Below are 20,146 nucleotides of genomic sequence, written 5' to 3'. Positions count from 1 at the left end.
TCCCGATCAACAAGGTAGGGACCACTGATCACATCGGAATGACTCGACTAGCGAAGCCGCCCAACCGGTCGGCGACCGACTTATGCGGGAGCTGGGCATAACTCTGCCCCTGTGGCCCTGGAGGACAGGAGCGCAAGGACGACTGCACGAATGGACTTGGAGACCGGGAGCTGAGGTGGCATCTCCCGCCCCGGCCCAGGCGGGGCAACGGTCTTCGACGACGGACCGTTGCCGACGGGCGGCATCGATTTGGTTCCTCGGCTTCGCCTGCGGCCTGGGCGGACTCGTCGTCGGCTACCTCGGAGCCTGCCTCCAGCCTCCTCTGCCCGGCTCCTCCCTGCACTTACTACTCCCCGCTGTCACTACCTCGCCCGGGCCGCCGCCTCGTCGTCGGCGGGGATGCCCAGCCGGTCGGCCATGGTGGTGAGGGCCGTTCCCAGCGGGAGCGCGACCCGGGCGACGGCGTGCGCGTCGCCCCGAGTCGGGTCCCGGTTGATGATCAGCACCGGCTTCCCGGCCTTGGCCGCCTGGCGGACGAACCGGAGCCCGGACATCACCGTCAGTGAAGAACCCAGGACCAGCAGCGAGGCCGCCTCACGGACCAGCTTGCGGCAGTGCTCGACCCGCCGTGGCGGAACGGCCTCGCCGAAGAACACCACGTCCGGTTTGAGGATGCCGCCGCAGACCGTGCAGGGCACCACGCGGAAGTCCCCGACCTGGTCGTCGGTGAGGTCGGCGTCACCGTCCGGGTTGGTTCCGGCGGCCACCGGCTCGAAGCCCACATTGGCCTCCTCCAGCCGCCGTGCGACTTCGCGGCGCGGGCTGAAGGCGCCGCAGGAAAGACAGACGACCCGGTCCAGGCTTCCGTGAAGTTCCACGACGCCCTCGCTGCCAGCGGCCTGGTGCAGGCCGTCGACGTTCTGGGTGACCACACCCGAGAGCAGGCCGTGCCGCCCGAACGCGGCCACGGCCCGGTGCCCGGCGTTGGGGCGGGCGCGGCCGAAGGTACGCCAGCCGAGGTGGCTGCGCGCCCAGTACCGGCGTCGGGCCTGGGCGCTGGCGGTGAAGTCCTGGTAGGTCATCGGGGTGTGCCGGACGAGGCTCCCGCCGTCGCCCCGGTAGTCGGGTATGCCCGACTCCGTGGAGATGCCCGCCCCGCTGAGCACTAGCACACCGCCTGTGCGCAGCGCATCGGTGACCGGCTCCAGATCCGTGGTGGCCGGCGGCAGGTCCTCGGTAGGGGTCCAACTCAGAGTGGGGCGCATGCGCATGCCGCCAGGGTACGAAACCGGCTGCCACCACCCGCTTCCGCCGTCGATGGTGCCGTTGGCTCGAAGTGGGACATCCCGCGCGTGCCGCTGCGCCCCGCTCGGCCCGTCATCGCCGCTGGACCGGATCTCGTCCGCCACTACGAGCAACCGGCAGGCGAGCACGGCATCTACGGCAGCGCGCTGATCGCCGTGGCCATAGACGCCCGTCGCCTGCGCCTGCCCCTCCTCTCACTGTCCTTCCTTGAGGCCGCCGCCCCCGGCTACCTGAGCGACCAGCAGCGCAGTCAGGCCGATCCCGACTGGTTCACCGGCGCGCTCGCATATGCCCGAACTCTCATCAAGGACACCACCCGTCCGCTACAGGAAGTACCGCGTCCCTCTGGCATGGGCGCCCTGCCCGGTGTGCTGCGTCTGGCCGACTACCTTGAGCAGCACGGCCGTCAGACCCGATGGGCGCGTTGCCCGCCGCCCTCCTTCTGGGAGGCCGCCTCCGTCCATCTCACCAACGGCGCCGATCTCACCCACCTCGCCGACGCAGCCCGGGCGCGAGGCCGGTTCCGGTACGCGTCGCTGCTCTACGGCGCCGCTGTCAGGATGGGCAGTCTCGAAGCGCGTGTGGTGCTGGCAAGGACAAGGGAGTACGCGGGAGACCGGGAAGGCGCACTGCGGCTCGTCAGTCCCGCGGCCGAGCAGGGGTACATAGGCGCCATGGTTCTGCTCGCGCTCCTGCACAACCGGGCTGGGGACCGGCCAACCGCCCTCGGGATCGCTCATGCCGCCGCCAGAAGCGGCGCCCCCCACGCACGCCTGGCACTGGGATCCTTCGGCAGGGAGGAACTGTGCAGCTCGAATACGAGGTGATGCCATCACCGTCCTCGGACCCGGAGGCCTGGCACGAGGGTGAGCTCCGCCGCCTCATCTACATCCTGACAGGGCAAGCGTTGTCCGCTGGCTGGCGCCACAGCCTTGGCCAGGCGGAGCACCTTGCCCGTGAGGCCGCCAAAGCCGATGCCCCGTACGCCCTGGCCCGGATCGCCGAAATGGCAGGGAGACGAGCAGGGCGCAGCCCGGATGTACCGGCTCGCCGTCGACGCCGGGCACCTCGGCGCTCTGGGAGGACTGGCTCGGATCCGCAACGAATCCCCGGATGCGTACATGCGCCTCGGGCTCGAAACGGACGGCTCCCTCGCCGACCCGTGGACCTGGCAGGACCCGGACTCACCCCCAGCCGGCCATACCCCCGGCCCGGCCTGAGAAGGGCACGAGGCCTGGTCCCAGCCGTGCCCCGGGGCTGTGCGCAGAGCTCAGGCGGGGGACCAGCTGACCGTCTCTGCGAAGCTGAGCCGGTCCCGGTCCTAGTGAGACATGTGGTCGCACGCCTCACTCCATCTCGGGCATCTGGTGAGGGGCCTCGGTCAATGTGAGGCACCGGTTCCCTCTGCCACCTGAAGCGGGGCTGACCGCTGCCACCTCCCCTCCGTACCGCAGGAAGATCCGTTCTCCCCAGGCCAGCCGCCGTACGCACCGACGCCCACGGGCCAAACCTCCGCGGGCGTCGGTGCGTACGCCTTCGGCGCGCCGGGCCAGCTGCCGGGCTCCGCCCTGCGGGACGGGTGACGAAGTCGCCGCCGTCTGTCGGGACGCGGCCGGCGGGCAGGCCTCCGCGCCTACCAGCTGCTGCGGTTGGAGGAGCGGGCGAGATCACCCGGGAGGCTGGACGGCCGGTTCGGCCCGGACCGGGGCTTGACCCGCCGGAGAGTGCCGGGAACATCTGCGGGTGCGTCCTCGTTATGGGGAGCGTGGTTGTGAAGGGGACAGTGTCCCCGGGCCTCACCTATAGCCCATGAGGACGATCGTTCGGCTGAAGCCTCATGGAGCCTTTCGCCGCGTAGGCGACCGCCCTTCACGACCACAAGCCCCGGCTGGGTCTCCTTGGCCGGGGCTGCGTCATGTTGCGGATGGTGGCAAGCCTGCTCCGGAAGCCCGTGGGGCCGCCGGTGGCTTGGGGCGGGAGTGCTTGGCGCTGGTCTGGTCGTCTGCTCGCGTTGCGTCGTGACGGGAACGATCCGGATCTGGTCTGCGGGCTGGTCTGGGTCGGTTGCTCCTACATGGCTGGGCGAGAGTGGGTGGTTCCGTTGGGTGCGCCCTCTTCCCCTATAGCGCACGAACCCTGTGTGACGCCAACAGGCCAAGCGCCTGAGGAGAGTTGTGCTACGTTCCGGGCAATCTCAGTTCGAGCGCAAAGCTCGGACTGTCCGCTCCCTGGGCGGCCCGGCGCAACGTTGGGGTGCCAGGAAGACCTTCGCGAAGCCGGTATGCCCCCGACACAGGGTGGCCGGGGGAGCGGTGGTGAACCCGCAGGGCCTCGCCCTGCACGCTGTACCGCAGTAGGCCAGCTCGGGGCTTGGCCGAGCCCTGAATTCTTGGTGTCGGCAGGGAGTCAGTTCTGTCCACGTATTTGGTGGTCGAACTGCACTTGCCGTGCGCATCGGTTTGACCACCTACAGGGAAAGGTCATGACCGGTGGGCGACGCTGCCGTTCTCACCGTCCTCGCCAGCGCAGGCGTGGTATCGGTTCTCCTCTTCGCCGTCAAAGGCATCCTGGATCAGCTGCCGGGCGTCTTCCGTTCCTTGCACCGTGCCCGGAAGGCATGGCGAGAGGAGCCTCCCAGCGAAGAGTAGATTTGGAGCTGGCCCGTCCGATCGTCAGGGCCCAGGGGCGGCCGGGGCCTGCGGTTGGGTCAGCGCAGGCGGACCACGGTGACCATCGCATGCCGGGTGGTGCCTGCCACGACCTCCACGATGATCTCCTCGCTCGCGGGTGTGTAGGCGTCGCCGCCCTGCGTGTACGCGCGCCCGGGCTGGGGGACCAGACACGGGGCGACGGAGGCCGCGAGCACCGTGGTCAGGCGCTGGGACAGCGCGACGCGTCCGCCGGGGAGCCGTACAGCGAGGGCTCGCGGCTGGCGTGCGGTGCCGGTGAACCCGGCGACGGTCGCGTCGATCGTGTCCGCGTGGCGGATCTTCAACCAAGATGTCCCGGTGCGGCCGGCTCGGTAGGGGGCGGTGGTGCGTTTGGCGACGATGCCTTCGATGCCCTGGTGGTGGAGGGTGGTGTACCAGGTGAGTGCGGTGTCGCGGTCGGTGGTGGCGGAGACGGCCTGGATCGGGGTGTTCGCGGGCAGTCCTGCCAGGAGGTTGAGGAGGGCTGTGCGGCGCTCGCTGTACGGGCGTGCTCGTATGTCCCCGGTCGGCGACGGCAGTTGCAGGGCGTCGAAGGCGATGTAGTGGGCGGGGCGCTGGGTGGCCAGGCGGCGGGCGCGGGTGGGGGAGGAGGCGGCTCGGGCCTGGGCAGCCTCGAAGCTGATCCGTCCGCCCTCGGTGGTGATGACGGCCTCGCCGTCGAGAACGGTCCCGGCCGGGAGGTACAAGCCGGCGAGGGCGAGGTCGCCCCATGCGGCGGTGACGTCGCGTCCGGAGCGGGCCTGCAGCCGGACTCCGTCGCCGGTCCGCCACATGATCATTCGGTGGCCGTCGAGTTTCACCTCGTAGCTCCAGTCCGTGCCGGTGGGAAGTTCCGGTACGGACTGTGCGAGGGCGACGGAGGCGGGCCAGTCCACCCGTCCAGCCTGCGGCGGTGTCGGCTGTGGTGCGCGTCGGTGTTGTCGGGAAGCGGGCCGCTCTGGGGGCTTTTAGGCTGGTGGGGCTCGGGGTTGTCGTGGAGGTCTGTGATGCCCCGACCGCTGTGGAGCGGCGCCATTTCCTTTGGCCTGGTGACTTCTCTGAACTAGCTCGCCGGTCCGTCGGCTCTGCCAGAGCGTCAGGCGCACTCGGTGTTCACGTAGGGCTCCACGCGGCCGACGCTCTCCTTGAGGACGAGGTCGAGCAGTCCGGGGAAGCGCTGGTCCAGATCTTCCTTGCGCAGAGTGTTGAAACGGCGGGTGCCGACGTCGTGCTGCCGGATGAGACCGGCCTCGCGCAGGACGCGGAAGTGGCGGGTGAGTACGGACGCGGTGACGTCCTGCGTGAAGCCGCTGCAGGCCAGGCCAGGGGAGACGGAGAGGGTGACGACGATGGTGAGCCGGGTCTCGTCGGTCAGCGCGCTCATGATCTTGAAGAGGTCGAGGTCGTCCGTGTCGGGGTGGACGAGGGGGGATGAGGTGCGACTGGCCATGAGAAAAGAATAGCCCCTGCCCTATGTTCGCGTTAGTGCGTACATGGGCTACAGTGAAGGCACGGATTGACCCTTCATCCGTCATCCACCGGGTTGCCCATCACCGGTACTACGGCATGCCACGAACGCCTTTGACGGCGCGGCCTGCATCAAGAACGGAGCACACCTCATGACCACAACACAGGCGACCGAGCCGAGGACGCACCAGAGCGAAACGGCCGCGGATGTGGTCGGCCGCCTTCGTGCGACGTTCAACACCGGCGTCACCCGCGGACTGGACTGGCGCGTCAGCCAGCTGCAGCGGCTGCGGGCCCTGCTGGTCGAGAACGAGCAGGAACTGATCGAAGCGCTCTGGGCGGACCTGAGGAAGAACGCCGCCGAGGCGAAGGTGCAGGAGATCGACTTCACCGTCGCCGACATCGACGAGGCGCTGGCGAATCTCGAAAACTGGCTTCAGCCTCGGCCGGTGGAGGTTCCTGCCCACTTCGGTCCCACGACAACGGCCTACACCACGTACGACCCGCTCGGGGTCGTCCTGGTGATCGCTCCGTGGAATTTCCCGCTGCACCTTCTCATCGACCCCATCATCGGCGCGCTGGCCGCCGGGAACACCGTGGTGGCCAAGCCGAGCGAGATGTCGGTGCACACCTCGGCGGTCGCTTCACGCCTGCTGCGTGAGTACTTCGACGCCGACGTGCTCACCGTGGTCGAGGGGGGCGCCGAGGAGACCACGGCCCTCCTGGCGGAGCGTTTCGACCAGATCTTCTACACCGGCAATGGCACGGTCGGCCGGCTCGTCATGGCCGCAGCCGCCAAGAACCTCACCCCCGTCACGCTCGAACTCGGAGGCAAGTCACCGGTCTTCGTGGCCCCCGACGCCGACGTGGACGAGACCGCGAAGCGGCTGGTCGGCGCCAAGTTCGGCAACGCGGGGCAGCAGTGCATAGCCCCCGACTACGTTCTGGCCGATCCTGCCACCGCCGCCGCGCTGGTCCCCGCCCTGCGCGCGGCGGTCGACGCCCAGTTCGGCACCACCCCGCAGACCGCAGCCGACTTCGGCCGGATCATCAACGAGCGGCACTTCGACCGGCTCACCCGTCTGCTGGACTCCGGCCGGGCGGCGGTGGGAGGCCAGCACGACCGCGACGACCTGTTCATCGCACCGACCGTGCTCACCGATGTCGACCCCGCATCGCCGGTCATGCAGGAGGAGATCTTCGGTCCGATCCTCGCCGTCGTCGAAGTCGCCGACCTCGATGCCGCCATCGCCTTCATCAACGAACGCGAAAAGCCCCTCGCGCTCTACGCCTTCACCACGTCCGAGGCCACCAAGTCGCGCCTCGTGAAGGAGACGTCCTCCGGCGGCGTCGCCTGGGGCCAGCCGGTGATGCAACTGCTCATGCCGGGACTGCCTTTCGGTGGCGTCGGCGAAAGCGGCATGGGCCGCTACCACGGCCGGTACTCCCTCGAGACGTTCAGCCACCTCAAGGCCGTCGCGGACGTGCCGCTCAACTAGCCCCGCGCTCTCCCGAAGCAGGCTGTCCGATGGCCGATCGGCCGCCGGAAGTGCCTCAGGCCGGTGCGAACGAGGAACGCTGAGATCACTGTTCCCGCCACCGCCGCAAGCGTGTACCAGGTGAAGCCGTGTATCGGTCCTCTTCGCGGGGGCGCGTCGAGGGAGTCGGTCGCGGCGCGGCCTGCAGACACCGATCTGTACCGACCCCGGCGGCGGCACCCATGACTTCGTCACCTGGCTGACTGCGGATCGTGCGCAAGGAGCGAACGCCCTTACTCCGGCGGGCAGTTCCGCTTGACCGGCGTCGACGCCGACGGCATGCGGCTCTCACCGCGTTCGCCGCCCGCACCACCCACACCCCGATCGCGGTCATGGAACCGCGTCACCGTCAGCGGGCCCGCGCCTGCCCGAGGACCGCATCCGTGCCTCCGCCGGGACAGCGTGGACCCCCTGCGTCGCAGACCTTCATCCCGTTTTCCTCCGTATTGCAGAAAGAAAGAAACCCATGACTGTCAACATTTCAGAAGTTTCGTCCGTTTCGTCGCTTTTCTCCCCCGTCTCCCTCGGGAAGATCGAGCTCGCCAACCGCATCGTCATGGCGCCGCTGACCCGGGTCCGGGCCGGTTCCTCCGGCATTCCCGGGGACCTGATGGTCGAGTACTACCGGCAGCGGGCGAGCGTCGGAATGATCATCACCGAGGGCACCTACCCCGACCACGCGTCGCAGGGGTATGTCGGTGAGCCGGGCATCGCCACCGACGAGCAGGCGGCCGGCTGGCAGCGGGTGTTCGAGGCGGTGCACGCCGAGGGCGGCCGCATCGTCCTGCAGATCATGCACGCCGGCCGCGGCACCCACCCCGACATCAACGGCGGCCGCCGCATCCTCGCCCCCAGCGCGATCGCCATCGACAATAAGACGTTCACCGAGAAGGGCGAGCAGCCCTACCCCGTACCGGAAGCGATGACCACCGCAGAGATCCGGGCAGCCCTGGAGGACTTCGTCGCCGCGGCCCGCCGGGCCGTCGAGGCGGGAGCGGACGGCGTGGAAATCCACGGCGCCAACGGCTACCTGCTCCAGGAGTTCCTCTCCCCGGCGGCCAACCAGCGCACCGATGGATACGGCGGCTCGCCGCAGAACCGCGCCCGCTTCGTCGTCGAGGTCGTCACGGCGGTCGCCCAGGCCGTCGGTGCCGAGCGGGTCGGGCTGCGGATCTCGCCGGAGGTCGACCTCGGGGACGTCTTCGAGACCGACCGGGACGACGTCCTGGCCACCTACGGCACCCTGATGGACCAACTGCGCCCGCTGGGCCTGGCCTACCTCTCCGTACTGCACGCCGAGCCGGGCGGTGACCTTGTACAGGAGCTGCGGCGGCGCTTCGACGGCAAGCTGATCGTCAACAGCGGCCCCTTCGGTGGGCAGACCACCCGCGAGCAGGCGCTCCAGCAGATCGAGGCCGACCACGCCGATGCCGTGGTCGTGGGCCGGGCCCTCATCGCCAACCCCGACCTGGTCGAGCGCTGGCAGGGTGGCCACCCGGAGAACGAGCCGCGGCCGGAACTGTTCTACGGGCCGGGCGCCGAGGGCTACACCGACTACCCCTTCCTCGAAGCGGCTTGAGGCCCACGGTCACGCCTGTCCATGCGGCAGTCCCACTCACACATGGACAGGCGCCCGACCGGCGACACTGTGCCCGACCCTTTGAGCCCGCGGTCACACCGGCGATCACCGGCTCGAGGACCGTCGGGTCCGTCAGGGCGTTGAGGGTCCGCAGGTTCCTGGTCAGCAGCCTGCGTTCGGTGACCTCGTCGAGCCCATCGCTCTCGTGCGTGGCCACCGCGGCGGCCTTCGGCCACAGCTGACGCCTATGACAGCTTTCCGGCGGCGGCCCATCCACCAGGTCGGCCTTCCGTAAGGGAGTCCTTCGCCGATATCCGTGTGACCATTCCGGTGAAGCTGATGAGCGCCACCGAGGACCGTTCGGTCCGTTTCCACCAGGTCCATACCGAGGACCTGGGCCGGGTGCGGGTGCGCAAGTACTGCGAGGCGGAGGACCGCGAGGTGTCCGCGGCCGAGATCGGCAAGGGGTACGAGGTCTCCAAGGACACGCTGGTCGCCGTCACGGACGAAGAGCTGGAACAGATGCCGCCGCCGACCGCGAAGGCGATCGAGATCGTCGCGTTCGTGCCGGCCGCTTCGATCGACCCGGTGCGGCTCAGCGGCGACAGCTACCTCGTGCAGTACGACGGCCAAGTCGCAGCGAAGCCGTACGTCCTGATCGCCCGGGCGCTGGCCCGCAACACGAAGGTGGCCGTCGCGAAGCTGGCGTGGCACGGGCGTGAGCGCCTGGTGCTGCTGCGGGTGCGGGACGGGGCACTGATCGCGCACGTACTCAAGTGGGACGACGAGGTGCGCGACTCCTCCGAGCTCGCGCCGAAGGAAGCCAAGGTCACGGACTCCGAGATCGACGAGGCGCTGCAACTGATCGACTCGGTGACGACGGACGACATCTCCGGCTACCAGGACGAGTACGGCCAGGCCCTGGAACCGGTGCTCGAGGCGAAGGCCGAGGGCCACCAGCCGCCCAAGCCGAGCACCGAGGACGAGGAGCCGGGCGGCAAGGTCGTCGACCTGATGGCCGCCCTTCAGGAGAGCGTCCGCAACGCCCAGGCCGCACGCGCCGAGGACGCCGGCCGTGCCGAGGTCCACGAGATGCCGAAGAAGACGGCCACGAACAGGAAGACAGCGGGGAAGGCGCCCGCCAAGAAGACGGCGAAGAAGAAGCCGGCAGCGAAGAAGCCGGGCCGGGGGCAGCGGGGCGCCTAGGGCGCGTATCGAGTCCTGATCAAGAGGTGGTCGGTGGTCCCAGTGAGGATCAAGCTTTCCCGCTAGGGTCGATCCCGTAGATTGCTCATAGCCTGATCTGCAGCCTCGGTGGCTCATACACGATGGCCCTGCGATCATCCATGCATGCTCATGCTCAACGACGACTTTGGACATCTTTCTTACGACCTAGTCGGTGACGGCTCGCCCGTCGTGCTCGTGCACGCCGGTGTCGCCGATCACCGCATGTGGGACGCGGTCGTGCCCGCACTCGCAAAACGGCACACCGTGATCCGGTACGACCTGCGCGGCTTCGGCAGGTCCGCGCCCCCGAGTGGCTCCTTCCGCGAGACCGACGACCTGCGCCGTCTTCTGGACCATCTCGGCCACGAACGCGTCCGGCTCGTGGGCGCCTCCTGGGGCGGCCGCGTGGCCCTGGATTTCACGCTCACCTACCCGGACCGGGTGCACTCCCTCGCGATGCTCGCCGCGCCTTGGCCGCGCTACCACTGGTCCGCGGACATGATTGCGTACGACGAGGCCGAGACGGCGGCCCTGGAGGCGGGCGATTTGGACGCTGCCGTCCGCATCAACCTGGACATGTGGCTGCGCGGACCCGCCCGCAGCTGGGACGACGTGGCCGACGGACTAGCCGACCAACTCCGCGGCCCCTTGCAGACCTCGCTGGAGAATCAGGCCGTCGTGGGAGAGCACTCCCAGGGCCCCGCGACCGGCGACCTCGCTGCTATCTCCGTCCCCACTCTGGTGGGCGTTGGCAAGCTGGACGTCGCCGACTTCCAGGAGATCGCCCGCCGCTACGCCGCCGAGATCCCCGGCGCAACCCTGGTCGAGTTCGCCGCCGCCGCGCACCTCATCGCCTTGGACGCGCCCGCCGAACTCAGCGCGGCACTGACCCCGTTCCTCGCCCGTTAGGGCGTGTACCGACTCTTGATCAATCTACGGGATCGGCCCTTGTGGGAGGGCTTGATCCAGTAGGTCATCTCGAATGACGCGCGCGCAACTCATGGATGTGGAGTGGGAGTTCATCGGCCCGTATCTGCCGATCGGCAGGCATGGCCCGTATCCCGAGCGGCTGCGGCAGCAGTTCGAGGGTGTGATCTGGCGGTTCTGGTCCGGCGCGCAGTGGCGGGAGATGCCGGCCGAGTTCGGCGCTTGGGCGACCGTGTCCAACCGCTTCCGACAGTGGCGCGATGCCGGTGTCTTCGAGGCCCTGCTGGAGGGAATGATCGTGGAGGCCGCGAAGGAGGGCGAGGTGGACGTCTCCCTGGTCAGTGTCGACTCCACCACCGCGCGCGCTCACCACGACGCTGCCGGGATGCACCTGGACGAAGACGTCCTCGCCGCCCTCGAGAAGGCTGCCGCCGAGGAGGAGAAGCCTAGGTCTAAAGGGGCAGCCTCGAAGGACGAAACGGGCAGAACGTCGGGACCGATCCCGTGCAGGGAGAGCGACGATGCGTCCGGCGACGGCGAAAAGTCCGACTGAAGGCCGCTCTCCTGGGACGCTCGCGGGGTGGACAGACCAGCAAGGTCCATCTCGCCGCCGACCGCAAGTGCCGCCCGCTGGCATTCGTCCTGACCGCAGGTCAGGACGCGGATAGCCCGCAGTTCATCCCCGTCCTGAAGAAGATACGGGTCCGCGGGCCTGTCGGACGCCCCCGCACCCGGCCGGACGCGGTCGCCGGTGACAAAGCGTATTCGTCCCGCGGCAACCGCGCCCACCTGCGCAGGCGCGGCATCAAAGCGGTCATCCCAGAGAAGAAGGACCAGGCCACGAACCGGAAGAGGAAGGGAAGCAAGGGTGGTCGGCCCGTGGGCCACGACGCCGATGTCTACAAGGAGAGGTATACCGTCGAGCGCCTGATCAACAAGCTCAAGGCATGGCGGGGCATCGCCACTCGGTACGACAAGACCCCGGCAGCTACCTCGCTGGCCTCCACCTGCGTGCCTCGATGATCTGGATTAAAGACCTCACCCGGACCAGCCGGTGATCAGGCCTCGGCACGCGACCTAGGGGAGTTGCACTGCATCGGGCAGGTCTCGTTTGACACAGGCAGCCAGGGCCGCGCGGGCGGCTTGGGGGCGGGGGGTATGCGGGCTTTCGAGTTGTGCGGCGAGGGCGCTGTCCCAGGTGGCTATCTGACGCAAGGCCATGTCCATGGCGTTGGTGTCCTCGTCGAGCAGGGCAGCTGCCAGGGCGAGTGCATCGGCGCGTTCGGTGCCGCCGTTTCTCGACGAGAGCCACATCGGCAGCGATACCTGCGCAGCAACGGGCAACGCTGCGGGTACGTCCCGGCGTTCACCATGTCGACCCCTCCCAGGTTGCGACCCCGTGTGACCGTCCGGTCACTGCATACCTGAGGGGACGGTACGCGGCCACGGCGGCCCGCTGTCCCCGAACGTTGCATTACGCCCCCAGATCCTCGCCTGGAGCGGGCATGTTGGGTGCTCTGGACGACGAACTGGGCAGGTGACACGATGAGTTGAGGCGATAGATGGAGGCTTCTTGCAGGGCGACAGGCGGCAGATACAGACGGCGGTACTGGGCAGCGCAGACTCCGACGATCCGCTGATGCTGCCGTTGGAGGCGATCGAGCTGGACGCCTTCCGCCACCTGCATGAGAGCGACACGTTCTGGTGCGGGTTGCTGCTCGGCGGCTGCGGGGGGCGATTGACCACGAAGTTGTACACCGACCGGGCCTGTTCCCTGTCAAGTTCTGCGTCTTGAACTGCCGTTTGCCTGTGCCACTGGCCCAAGGTCCAGCTCCTTCCCTCCTGTCCACGGTCGCGCAGAGCTACTCGAGAAGCCGAAGACGTGGGCGACTGGGCCGCCACCGCTGGACCGTCGAACGCACCATGGCCTGGCTCGCCGGCTGCGGCCGTCTCCACCGACGCTACGAGCGCAAAGCCGAGCACTTCCTCGCCTTTGCGAGCATCGCCTGCACCCTCATCTGCTACCGCAGAGTCACCAATTGAGATCGATGAGACTGAGCTCCGGCCTAGGAATTCACGGCAGGGATGGCGCCGCTTAGCTGGCCGCCGGCGTCACGCGGGGTCAGTCTTCGGCTTCGGCCACTGGCTTCTGCCATGGCCACCGCCCGGTGATCTCGAGCTCGAGAGAAAAGCTGAGGAAGGTGCGGATGCCCACGATCACGGCCAGCACTCCGACGCTTGCGTACGTCGGTGCGACGGCGACTGTACGGATGATATCGCCGGCTACGAGGAACTCCAGCCCCAGCAGGATCGACCGCCCGACGCGACGGCGATAGCCGCGGTACACACCCGCCTGTCGGCGACCGAGCCGGATAGCCGCGAGAACGGTCGCCAAGAGCGTTCCCACGACTATGATGGCTACGCCGGCGGCGTCAACGGCTCGACCGACCAACTCCACGATGTGTTGGAACTCCAAAGTATGCCCTCTCACGCCGACCCGAATCCGCTCGTTTGTGGTCGGCAACCTCTGTTGCTACCGACACGTCGTTCCGAGCACCGGCTATTGTCGGGCAGACATGTTTCCACGGCACTCCCGCGCAGTAGACCGGCGACCGTCGACGACGCCTATTGAAAGCGTAACTATCGGCCTACGCGAGCACTAGTTCGGCTGCGAGCTCCTCAGTGCATTCGATCGAGTACTTCGTCAGTCGACAGTAACGCATGGGCGAAGAAATGGTAGTTGATGATCGCCGCCTGATAGCCGTCGCCCCAGACCGGGTGTCGGGGTCCGGCTGTTGCATCCCTGACCACGGCGACCTCAAATCCCTCCTCGATGAGGTGACGCATATGGGACTCGACGCACATGTTCGCCAGCATCCCGCCAAGAATAATCCTTTGTATTCCCCGCTTGCGCAGTTGCAGTACCAAGTCGTTGGTTTCCGGACCGAATACCTTGTGCGGGCTGGCGACCACCGTTCTGCCGTCTTCGATATAGGGCTTGAAGCGGTCCAGCCAGTCTGCCCCGGAGTTTCGGAACCCGGTCAGATCAAGCTGTCCCGACCGTGCGAACGTGTGGGTCTCGAGCTCGCTTGTCTCGAGCGGCCCGTTCATTCGCCATCCGTTGTCCGTCGGGTAGAAGTAATGGGGCGAGATGAAGACCTCATATCCGCCCGCCTTCGCCGCCTCGAAGATTCTCTCCATATTTTCGACGGTCCTGTTCTCTGTGACGCTCGCTCCCACCGCGTCCCAGTTCACTCCGCCCTCGCTCAGCACGTCGTTCTGTGGGTCAATGAACACAACCGCCGTGTCGGTCTTCGTGATTTCCACCTGGCGCTCCTCACGCAATAACAAACCACTGGTGTAGTAAGTATTCGGTACACCGGATGTCCTTCCGAAGCACATTCCGGTCCGGTGACGCGAGGTCTCTTCCCTGAGCCGGTGCGGATTGTTCCGACACCAAGCGACATCACTCGAGTGCCGGGCTCACCTTCGGGGTGTGTGCCCTGAGGGGGCGCTGTCCCGGTCATCCGGCCCTCCATTCCACTGTGCCCCATCGCTGGGTGTTCTGCATCGGTGATATTGCTGCACCTCGGTCGACGTCCATGCCATCCCCGAGGTGTGAACGGTCTGTGGGGATGATGGGGAGGAGAAGTTAGCTCCGTGCATTCGGGGAGGTCGGTGGTCTGCATGGCATGACACCACTCTGGAGCGGAGTGCTCTGTTGGCCCAAGAGGGATGGCCCGTAACGAGCACATGAAAGGGCCGCGTGACCGTGGGCGCCCGCCGACTATTCGATGAACCGATCAGTGAGACCTTGTCGATGACGGCCGGCACGTCTTCACCAGCACCCCCGGCCAGCAGTGGACGCCCCTCCCCGCAACCCGTCCTCCCACGGGAGATCGCCGCCATCGAGGTCGAACGGTGCGGCCCGTACCGCGAGGCTTTCGGCTTGCGCACCGGATGCCGTGGCCGTGTCCAGCGTCGCTGTATCGCCGACGACCCCGGCCGCGCCCCGAGTCCCAGCGAGCCCCGTACGCCCAGCCCTGGAAGTGGGTGCTCTGCCCGCACGCCCGCGGATTCGTCGGCAAGCCGGAAATCCGGCCCAGCGTCCTATATGCACTGGTCCCGCAGCTCAGCCCCTAATACACCTTCGCCGCGGAGAGTCTTGCCCCCTACTTGCCAGCATCGACTGGGCGGCGATGAGCCATGCGTACGGACCGCCAACGACGTTCCCGTGTGGCTGCGGGCGATCGGCTCGCTCAATTCCGAAACCCGGCGGAAAGCGTTGGCTGACTTCTGCAGCGCGGCCCACCGCCAGGGCGACGTGTACGCGTGCACGACGGCGAGTTTGCCGTTCCTGTTCGCGTTGGCCGACGACCCCGCGGCCCCCGACTGTGCCTCTGTCGTCGATGTGCTGCTCAGCATCGGACGCGAATCCGTCGACCGCGACGACGAAATCCGCTTAAGCCTGGGAACAGGTCGGCCTCAAGGAATTGGACGGTGGGGGATGCGGTGCGCGCACGGGCGAGGGCCAACACTTCGGCCGCCGCCTCGACAGCCGTCACCAACTGCGCCCGCGCGGCAGCCTCGGGGTCCACTGGCCCATTGCGCAGGCCACCTCCTCCTGGGGTGCGGATCGAGCCGACGAGGCGGCGGCTGGCCAAACTCTGAGGGGCTGGTCGACGCATCACTCTGGCGCAGGCCGGACGGACCCCGGTGTTACGGGGTGCAGATCGCCTTCGAGCGGCCCGAGTTGCGGGGCCGGCGGCCCGAATCCGCCCCCGGGCCGAGATCGCGCACCACAATCCGTCCCCGGCTGAACAGCTGGGCGCTCAGCGCGCAGGAACGGAAGTTCCGGGTGAACGTGCTGAGCCCCGGCCCGACCGAGCCCCCGGGCCTGGTCGGCGCCGTAGGCCCGGACCTCCGCCAGTTCGCCTCGGAGGTGCCGCTCGGCAGGATCGGCCACCCGGACGAGATCGCCGCTGTGGCGACATTCCTGGACTCGGACGCCTCCAGCTTCGTCAACGGCGCCGACTGGTTCGTCGACGGAGGCCAGGCCCAGGTCTGACCGCACCCCCTCACCCGCAGGGCATACCGCGCACCCGGCTCACCGGGCAGCTTGGCCCCCGGGCCTGGCCGCTTGCCAACGTTCCCGTGACGACCAAATGGGAGGGCTGGCGGCCTCACCCGGCTCGCCGAGCAGCCCCGGCAACACGAGCGGAATACCCCTCTTGGGGCGCCCGGGGCCCGAGCCGCGGGGCGACCAGCTCAGTGGACCCGGCGGCACCTGCAGAAGCAGCCACCCGGTACGGCGAATATGGCCGACGGGGGAATACCAGCGCGAGAGCGCACCACACACCACGTACCAGGAGGAAAAGTGAACGACACCAGCGATATTCAGAAGCGTCGCGAAGAGATTTAATCGACTACTTCCACATGGCGGACGCCGGCAAATCGGCGGGCATCGACCTTTTCACGGACGATGCGCAAATGTTCTACCCGAAGTTCGGCATCGCCAACGGGAAGGCGCAGATCGGTGCGTTCGCTCAAGGTCTCGGCCGCGGAATCGCGTCACTCCAGCACGAGTTCGACCGCTTCACCGTGCTGTAATCCGGGAACACGCGACCGTCGAAGGCGCCGAACGGGGCACAATGGCCGTCAGGTATCGAATTCCCTGACGGCGTTTCCTCCTTCGGCCTGTTCTGCAACGTGTTCGAGTTCGAGGGTGAACTCATCAAGAGAGTCCACATCTACGTGGACCCGGACTTCGCCAACACCCACGCCGAAGGTGTGGCTTGGGGCAAGTCGGTGCAGGACAGCATCGCCAGCCTGTAGTCAACAGCCTCTACTACTCAGTTGCAGATCGCGATCTTCAGGACTGTAAAACGTTCGATGTAACTCCTGATCAAGGAAGATGCACCGATGGCCGGCGAAAACGTGACCGAGCCCGAGACCACCGAGGCGGCTGTGCTGCAACCGTCGAAGTCTGTGGACGACCAGCTGATCGACGAGCTGGTGGCCGGGCCGGGGCCGAGGGACTCCAGCTGACAGGCGAGGGCGGGCTGTTGCAGCAGCTGACCAAGCGGTTGCTGGAGTCCGCTCCGAGCCCGGCAAAGACCAACGACTGGACCCGATATCCCGGTGTTGGGCGTGTGGCGCTCGTGGGACTGCACAGTGGCGCGACGCGATGGCCGAGAGCCTCCGCCTGTAATTCACCATGGTCGACTCTGTCCGGTAAGCGGCGAGCGGGGGTGGCAGGCTCCTTCCCAGGAAACGGCAGACCCCACCCCCTACCAACAGTCATGCGAAACGACATTGACGTCGCATGTTCTCCAGAAAGGTTTTGATCATGACTACCCGAGACGTCGTCGAGGAATTCTTCGGCCTGCTGGCAGGCGGAGACCCGGACAAGGTCGCAGAGGTCTTCGCCGACGACATCGACTGGTACGTTCCCGGGTCGGCGTCGCTGCCCTGGACGGGGCCGCGCACCAAGCGCAGCGAGGTAGCTGACTATTTCAGGACGCTGGGGGCGAACATCGGCATACGCCGAGTGAGCGGCCTCGGCCGTACGGGGATGAGCGCGGGGGCCTGCGCCTGGGCGCGCGTGAATTCGGTGCGGCGGGTAGCGTGAAGGCGCGAGGCGCTCAGTGATCGCCCGGCACCTCGTGCGCCTTCCCCAGGTACCGGCTCGACTTGCCGACAATCGAGTTGACGGCACTGATGGCCTCATGCGAGCTGACGCCCATGTTCTCCGGACGAGTCAGACCGCACGGGGCTGCGGCACTTCACGTCGATTCGATCGAGAGGGGCATGCGATGCCTTTCATCACCACCAGGGACGATACCGAGATCTTCTACAAGGACTGGGGTACCGGACAGCCCGTGGTCTTCAGCCATGGCTGGCCGCTGAACGCCGACGCCTGGGACCCCCAGACCCATTTGATGGCCGACAACGGATTCCGCGCCATCGCCCACGACCGCCGCGGCCACGGGCGCTCCGGGCAGACCTGGAACGGCAACGACCTGGACACCTATGCCGATGACCTGGCGCAGCTGATCGAAACCCTTGACCTACGTGATGTCATTCTTGTCGGGCACTCCACCGGGGGTGGCGAGGTTACGCGCTATGTCGGCCGCCACGGTAGCGACCGGGTCGCCAAAGCGGTCCTGCTCAGCGCGATCCCGCCGCTGATGCTCAAGACAGATGCCAACCCCGAGGGGCTGCCGCGGGAGGTGTTCGACGAGATCCGCAAGGGCGTGGCGACCGACCGTTCGCAGTTCTACCAGGACCTGAGTGCCCCCTTCTACGGCGCGAACCGCGAGGGTCACCAGGTGTCCCAGGGCACCCGTGACGCGTTCTGGCTGTGGTCGCTGCAGGTGGGGATCAAGGGTTCCTACGACTGCATCAAGGCATTCTCGGAGACCGATCTGACCGAGGACCTGCAACGCTTCGACTTCCCTACGCTCATCGCGCACGGTGACGACGACCAGATCGTGCCTATCGTCGCGGCCGGTGAGAAGTCCTCGAAGATCGTCAAGGACAACACGTTCAAGGTGTACCCCGGGGCCCCGCACGGCCTGTCGATGGTCGCTCCGTTCAAGGACGTCTTCGACGCCGACTTGCTGGCCTTCGCCCGCGGCTGAACGCACGAGACCCCGGGCGCCAGCCGGGCCCCGGATGACACCGTGAGCACAGGCCCGCCGCGGGTGTCGTGTGCGGTGCCGGACGGCGGCCGGGGTCCCGTTCAGGGGCGCGGTGGAATCCTGGTCTGACGCCCAGTAGCGGCACGATTGCCGCTGTTTTGACGGACATTGACACAAGCTCCGATACAGGGGGGAAGTCGGCGGTAGCCGTCGAGCCACCGATGCTGTACGCGGCAGCCCGCACAGCGCGCCGGCCGTGGTGAGGGTCTGGGCGCTCAGCAGAGGCCGCCCAGATGACCAGGAATCGCAGATCGGCAAGGAATCCCGCGGCGCCGCGGAGAAGTGCGTCACTAATGATTGGGTGCGGTCTCCGCCTTCACGGAATCCAGCACAGTGCGGGGCGGCCAACTCGACCTCGCGGTAGGAAGCCGGACGGGAACGGCTATACGTCATTGCGGTATTCCTGGCTGACGTCAGGGATGTCGGGCCTACCGCCGGGAGATCCCGCAGAGACAACGACTCGCGACATTGCTGTGACTCTCTGCTGTGATTGTGTTCCGTAATGTGTTGGTACCCGTGATTCAGCGAGCTGCACGTGAATTCCGTGATCCCATTTATTGGTTCTGCTGCGTTGTGCTCCCTGCGGGTCAGGTCTAGCGTGAGGAAGGTGGCAACCGGCGCCATCTGCCGCGAGGCACCACGCCGCCGAGGGAAAATGGTTCCCGAGCCTCCACGGCGACCGTCCTGACCTTGGTCGTGTCCAGCCGGGTTTTACACGGGCGGATTTGACGCAGTTCCGCGCCCACGGGCGCCCGGAGGTCGATGTGCTTCCCACGCGACACAAGACAGCAACCATCAAGGGCCAAGAAGTCTTCTACCGTGAGGCCGGCCCCAGCGACGCTCCGTTCGTGCTGCTGCTGCACGGATTCCCGAGCAGCTCGCACATGTTCCGCCATCTCGTCCCCGCGCTGGCCGACGATTATCACGTGATCGCCACCGACCACATCGGATACGGCCACTCCGCCATGCCCAAGGTGGACGCATTCGACTACACCTTCGACAACCTCGCAGGAATCACCGCCGGACTCCTGGAGCATCTGGGCATCGAACGTTTCGCCGTCTACGTGCACGACTACGGGGCACCGATCGGCTGGCGCCTTGCGCTCGACCCGTCCTTCGACGTCACCGCGATCATCTCGCAGAGCGGCAACGCCTACATGGAAGGCTTCGCCAAGCCTTTCTGGGACGACCTGTTCGCGTACGCCACCAACCCCGGCCGCGACACGGAACCGGGCGCGCGGGCCAAGTTCAGTCCCAGTACGACCCGTTGGCAGTACGAGAACGGCGCCACCGACACCAACCTGGTCAGCCCCGACACCTGGACCCTGGACCAGCTGCTGCTGGAACGGCCCGGCAACGACGAGATCCAGCTGGCGCTGTTCCGCGACTACCCGACGAACATCGACGGATACCCGAAACTGCAGGAGTACTTCCGTACCAGCCAAGTGCCCCTGCTCGCGGTCTGGGGCGAGCGGGATGAGATCTTCGGGCCGGACGGCGCGAAGGCGTTCTCCCGTGACCTGCCGGAGGCGGAAGTCCACCTGCTGCCCGCCGGGCACTTCGCCCTGGAGACGCACCTGGACGCCATCAGCGGATACATCCACGGATTCCTCGGGCGCGTCCTCACATGAAGCGTAGCGAGACCCACGCCCCCTCAGCGGATGCGGCGGCTGATGCGACGTGCTTCCCGGTCGGAGCGGCATGGGAAGC

At 67.3% G+C, this 20,146-nt stretch carries 19 protein-coding genes and 3 pseudogenes; 16 read left to right on the top strand and 6 right to left on the bottom strand.

Features of this window, described 5'->3' with window-relative positions; genetic code table 11:
• Positions 1-362: 362 nt before the first annotated feature.
• Positions 363-1,271, bottom strand: a complete 909-nt coding sequence (locus OG798_RS01835) for an NAD-dependent protein deacetylase (protein ID WP_121418032.1) — start codon at positions 1,269-1,271, stop codon at positions 363-365.
• A gap of 81 nt (positions 1,272-1,352) precedes the next feature.
• Between OG798_RS01835 and OG798_RS01830 the strand changes: the two genes are divergently transcribed.
• Together OG798_RS01830 and OG798_RS01825 are read left to right on the top strand one after the other, a co-directional pair.
• On the top strand, positions 1,353-2,132 hold the full coding sequence (locus OG798_RS01830) for a hypothetical protein (protein WP_267060171.1): 780 nt from the start codon (positions 1,353-1,355) through the stop codon (positions 2,130-2,132).
• A gap of 129 nt (positions 2,133-2,261) precedes the next feature.
• Positions 2,262-2,525, top strand: coding sequence for a hypothetical protein (locus OG798_RS01825; protein WP_328756012.1), 264 nt, complete (start codon positions 2,262-2,264; stop codon positions 2,523-2,525).
• Between the two features lie 1,487 nt (positions 2,526-4,012).
• On the opposite strand, the gene OG798_RS01820 is transcribed toward OG798_RS01825, so the two are convergent.
• Both OG798_RS01820 and OG798_RS01815 read right to left on the bottom strand, forming a co-directional pair.
• Positions 4,013-4,891, bottom strand: a complete 879-nt coding sequence (locus OG798_RS01820; RefSeq protein WP_328756010.1) for an ATP-dependent DNA ligase — start codon at positions 4,889-4,891, stop codon at positions 4,013-4,015.
• Positions 4,892-5,091: 200 nt separating this feature from the next.
• Positions 5,092-5,445 (bottom strand): ArsR/SmtB family transcription factor, encoded by a 354-nt coding sequence (locus OG798_RS01815; RefSeq protein WP_097228359.1) that lies wholly within the window; start codon positions 5,443-5,445, stop codon positions 5,092-5,094.
• A gap of 169 nt (positions 5,446-5,614) precedes the next feature.
• Here OG798_RS01815 and OG798_RS01810 point away from each other — a divergent pair, with 169 nt between their 5' ends.
• From OG798_RS01810 to OG798_RS01785, 5 genes and pseudogenes are all read left to right on the top strand, one after another.
• Complete coding sequence (locus OG798_RS01810) at positions 5,615-6,961, top strand: aldehyde dehydrogenase family protein (RefSeq protein ID WP_328756009.1); 1,347 nt, start codon at positions 5,615-5,617, stop codon at positions 6,959-6,961.
• Between the two features lie 505 nt (positions 6,962-7,466).
• A complete protein-coding gene (locus tag OG798_RS01800; RefSeq protein ID WP_328756007.1) occupies positions 7,467-8,579 on the top strand; it encodes an alkene reductase in 1,113 nt (370 codons plus the stop codon).
• A gap of 318 nt (positions 8,580-8,897) precedes the next feature.
• Positions 8,898-9,785 carry a non-homologous end joining protein Ku gene (gene ku / locus OG798_RS01795; RefSeq protein WP_328756006.1) on the top strand — a complete coding sequence of 296 codons (888 nt, stop codon included), beginning with the start codon at positions 8,898-8,900 and terminating at the stop codon, positions 9,783-9,785.
• A 144-nt stretch (positions 9,786-9,929) separates the two neighbouring features.
• The gene (locus OG798_RS01790) at positions 9,930-10,715 is read left to right on the top strand and encodes an alpha/beta fold hydrolase (protein ID WP_267060166.1); all 786 of its coding nucleotides are present in this window, start codon (positions 9,930-9,932) and stop codon (positions 10,713-10,715) included.
• A gap of 73 nt (positions 10,716-10,788) precedes the next feature.
• Positions 10,789-11,791, top strand: a pseudogene (locus OG798_RS01785) (IS5 family transposase).
• Positions 11,792-11,810: 19 nt separating this feature from the next.
• On the opposite strand, the gene OG798_RS01780 reads toward OG798_RS01785, so the two are convergent.
• Positions 11,811-12,077, bottom strand: coding sequence for a hypothetical protein (locus OG798_RS01780; protein ID WP_328756003.1), 267 nt, complete (start codon positions 12,075-12,077; stop codon positions 11,811-11,813).
• A 229-nt stretch (positions 12,078-12,306) separates the two neighbouring features.
• Between OG798_RS01780 and OG798_RS01775 the strand changes: the two genes are divergently transcribed.
• Entirely contained in the window at positions 12,307-12,528 is a 222-nt protein-coding gene (locus OG798_RS01775; protein WP_328756002.1) for a hypothetical protein, read from the top strand.
• 74 nt (positions 12,529-12,602) lie between these two features.
• Positions 12,603-12,776, top strand: a pseudogene (locus OG798_RS01770) (transposase); the annotation flags it as partial.
• 79 nt (positions 12,777-12,855) lie between these two features.
• On the opposite strand, the gene OG798_RS01765 reads toward OG798_RS01770, so the two are convergent.
• Entirely contained in the window at positions 12,856-13,257 is a 402-nt protein-coding gene (locus OG798_RS01765; protein WP_218835910.1) for a DUF1622 domain-containing protein, read from the bottom strand.
• Between the two features lie 155 nt (positions 13,258-13,412).
• Entirely contained in the window at positions 13,413-14,060 is a 648-nt protein-coding gene (locus tag OG798_RS01760; RefSeq protein ID WP_095849961.1) for a cysteine hydrolase, read from the bottom strand.
• Between the two features lie 493 nt (positions 14,061-14,553).
• Here OG798_RS01760 and OG798_RS01755 point away from each other — a divergent pair, with 493 nt between their 5' ends.
• From OG798_RS01755 to OG798_RS01725, 7 genes and pseudogenes are all read left to right on the top strand, one after another.
• Positions 14,554-15,801 (top strand): SDR family oxidoreductase, encoded by a 1,248-nt coding sequence (locus OG798_RS01755; RefSeq protein WP_328759966.1) that lies wholly within the window; start codon positions 14,554-14,556, stop codon positions 15,799-15,801.
• Between the two features lie 368 nt (positions 15,802-16,169).
• The gene (locus OG798_RS01750) at positions 16,170-16,343 is read left to right on the top strand and encodes a hypothetical protein (protein WP_328755998.1); all 174 of its coding nucleotides are present in this window, start codon (positions 16,170-16,172) and stop codon (positions 16,341-16,343) included.
• Positions 16,344-16,442: 99 nt separating this feature from the next.
• On the top strand, positions 16,443-16,568 hold the full coding sequence (locus tag OG798_RS01745; RefSeq protein WP_257016096.1) for a hypothetical protein: 126 nt from the start codon (positions 16,443-16,445) through the stop codon (positions 16,566-16,568).
• 87 nt (positions 16,569-16,655) lie between these two features.
• Positions 16,656-16,834 (top strand): annotated as a pseudogene (locus OG798_RS01740) (transposase); the annotation flags it as partial.
• A gap of 248 nt (positions 16,835-17,082) precedes the next feature.
• Positions 17,083-17,364, top strand: coding sequence for a nuclear transport factor 2 family protein (locus OG798_RS01735; RefSeq protein WP_121418036.1), 282 nt, complete (start codon positions 17,083-17,085; stop codon positions 17,362-17,364).
• 184 nt (positions 17,365-17,548) lie between these two features.
• Positions 17,549-18,376, top strand: coding sequence for an alpha/beta fold hydrolase (locus OG798_RS01730; RefSeq protein WP_328755994.1), 828 nt, complete (start codon positions 17,549-17,551; stop codon positions 18,374-18,376).
• Positions 18,377-19,200: 824 nt separating this feature from the next.
• Positions 19,201-20,067, top strand: coding sequence for an alpha/beta fold hydrolase (locus OG798_RS01725; protein WP_328755993.1), 867 nt, complete (start codon positions 19,201-19,203; stop codon positions 20,065-20,067).
• The last annotated feature ends 79 nt before the right edge of the window (positions 20,068-20,146 follow it).

It is taken from the genome of Streptomyces sp. NBC_00271 (assembly GCF_036178845.1).
Taxonomy (GTDB): domain Bacteria; phylum Actinomycetota; class Actinomycetes; order Streptomycetales; family Streptomycetaceae; genus Streptomyces.
This window is presented reverse-complemented; position numbering and strand designations above follow the sequence as displayed.